Genomic DNA, 2,499 nt, shown 5'->3' on the forward strand with positions numbered 1-2,499 from the left:
CTCTGTATTCTCTCCCTCTGCGTTCTCTGCGCCCTCTGCGGTTAAATCATTCCGATACAACCGGAAACGATATCATTCCTTAGAAGCGATATTTTATGACAATAATCGCCCGATTGATGATAGCTTGACTGTCGCACCTACTTATATCATTTCCGGTAACACCGTAATGATGTTGACTGTTGACGGTTGACTGTTGACGCCGTGAACAGTCAACTCTAATTTACTATTCCGAAGCTGCAACCGGAATTGATATAATTCATCTGCGTTAATCTGTGTTAATCTGCCTGTATCTGCGGTAAAAACAAGAAAATTGCTTAACCGCAGATGACAATTAATTGACGCTGATTCACGCTGATGCAGAGAAGAGATAGATGAATAATCCCGATGCTAACAGATTTGATATTAATTGTTAAATCTAAAATCTAAAATCTACAATCGACTCACCAAAGTTCAAGATTCCCAAGGGCGACTGGGGAGTCAACTCTAAAATCTAAAATCTAAAATCTAAAATCTAAAATTGACTGACTTTCCTGGCTTGAATCTATCAAAAGAGGGAACTTTTTTAACAGCTCATCGGTGGATAACCTCTATCTAGAGAACGGTTCCGCCGATCGCTCAAATCGAGTAAAAATAGAAGGTCACATCTCCTTTTGTATTCTATGAAACTGAATTATTTTACGAAACGGCTTTCGACTTTAGGGCGCTTGATGGCTACAACAGTCCTTTGCGTGTCAGCGATGGCCTTCGTTTGGTCTGGTGCGTTCTTCTCCAACACCGCAGCAATGGCTTCTCCTGCTGTAAACTCGATCGCAGCAGCAGATGCGGGCGATGCGGTTCAAGAAAAAGCTAGCAAAGATGCTGGACGAGCCAAGAACTTCATCCGAGATACAGAAGAGAAGGTTAAGGAAGCTGCCAAGACAAATGCTGCTAAAGTCGATCGAGCATCGGAGGATGGTAGTGTCGTAGAGCGCAAAGCTAAGAAAGATGCGGCCACAATTGAGAAAAGAGCATCGGAAGATTCAGCTCGGACTCAGGAAGCAGTAGATAATACCAAGAATGCTGTAGAGCGCGCTGTTGACGGCATCAAGGATGTTTTTAGCAAGTAGACAATAAATTAAGTAGGTAAGCGCAAAAAAACAATAATATCTTGCAGGGGCTTGTAGGGGCGGCTTTAGGGCTTATCTACAGTAAGGGCGAGTCATCGTTGCAGAACCCGCCCTCTCCCAAGTAATGTTTATTTGTACTTACTTACTTACTTACTTGAAACTGAAAGATTGATGTACATTGACCAAGACCTCTAGACGGCTCGTGTAAGCGACCCCAAGCCCTTCTTTAAAATTGCCGCAAAAAGCGCAAATCGCTAGCATAAACCCGGCGAATATCGTCGATTTCATAAAGTACCATTGCGAACCGCTCGACACCAAAACCGGCCGCAAACCCAGTATATTTTTCGGGATCTAAACCGACTCCTTTAAGAACATTAGGATCGACGGTTCCGCAGCCCAAAACTTCCAGCCATTTGCCGTTCCACTGCAAATCTACTTCGGCAGAAGGTTCGGTAAAAGGAAAGTAACTCGTGCGAAAACGAATCGGCAAATCTTGTCCGAACATTTGTCGCAAAAACTCTTTAATCGTGCCTTTCAAGTCAGTAAATGTCAGACCTTCACCAATTGCTAAAAGCTCAATTTGGTGGAAGACTGCTGCGTGAGTAGCATCAACAGTATCGCGGCGGTAAACGCGGCCGGGAGAGACAATCCGAATCGGCGGTTTGTGCTGTTCCATGTAGCGAATTTGCACTGATGATGTCTGAGTCCGCAGTAAGTCGCCGCCTGGTAGGTAAAATGTATCTTGCATATCCCGCGCTGGGTGGTCTGGCGGGGTGTTCAGCGCCTCGAAGTTGTAATAATCTGTTTCCATTTCCGGGCCGTTGGCGACGGTGTATCCCAGGCCGACAAAGATATCCAGAGCGCGGTCTATGACGGCGTTTAAGGGGTGAACGCGGCCTTGGGGGCGAAAAATCCCCGGCATGGTGACATCGATGGTTTCTGAGGCTAATTTGGCTTGGATTTGGGCGGTTTGGAGGGCGGCGCGTTTGTCTTCTAAATCTGCTTGCAGGGCTTCTTTGACTGTATTGGCGATCGCCCCTACTTTGGGCCGCTGGTCTGGCGACAGTTTGCCCATCATGCCTAAAATTTGAGAGAGTTGGCCTTTTTTGCCGAGGTAGCCGAGGCGCAACTGTTCGAGTTGTTCGAGGGTATTGGCACTGGCGATCGCACTTTTGGACTCTTGGCCGAGGGTTTCTAGTTGAGTTTCAATGTCGCTTAGCTGGACAGTCATTTTGATTTTAGATTTTAGATTTTAGATTTTAGATTGATGGCTGTTTTGGGCCAAGTTGAGTTTAGCGCAATTTTGGCTCGACAGCCTTGTTGATTTTAGATTTTAGATTTGAGATTTTAGATTGATGGCTGTTTTGGGCCAAGTTGGGTTTAGCGCAATTTT

At 45.6% G+C, this 2,499-nt stretch carries 3 protein-coding genes; 2 read left to right on the forward strand and 1 reads right to left on the reverse strand.

What is annotated here, in order from left to right; translation table 11 throughout:
• Both QUB51_RS05920 and QUB51_RS05925 read left to right on the forward strand, forming a co-directional pair.
• A partial coding sequence (locus QUB51_RS05920) for a hypothetical protein (RefSeq protein ID WP_333212873.1) occupies positions 1-190 on the forward strand: 190 nt, incomplete at its 5' end.
• Between the two features lie 517 nt (positions 191-707).
• Positions 708-1,106 (forward strand): hypothetical protein, encoded by a 399-nt coding sequence (locus QUB51_RS05925; protein WP_333052934.1) that lies wholly within the window; start codon positions 708-710, stop codon positions 1,104-1,106.
• Between the two features lie 226 nt (positions 1,107-1,332).
• Here the strand turns inward: QUB51_RS05925 and pheS are convergent, their stop codons facing one another.
• Positions 1,333-2,337: a phenylalanine--tRNA ligase subunit alpha gene (gene pheS, locus QUB51_RS05930; protein ID WP_333052935.1), complete on the reverse strand. Its 1,005-nt coding sequence runs from the start codon at positions 2,335-2,337 to the stop codon at positions 1,333-1,335.
• Positions 2,338-2,499 lie beyond the last annotated feature (162 nt).

The sequence above is a fragment of the Microcoleus sp. AT8-A3 genome (genome assembly GCF_036705675.1).
GTDB lineage: Bacteria > Cyanobacteriota > Cyanobacteriia > Cyanobacteriales > Microcoleaceae > Microcoleus.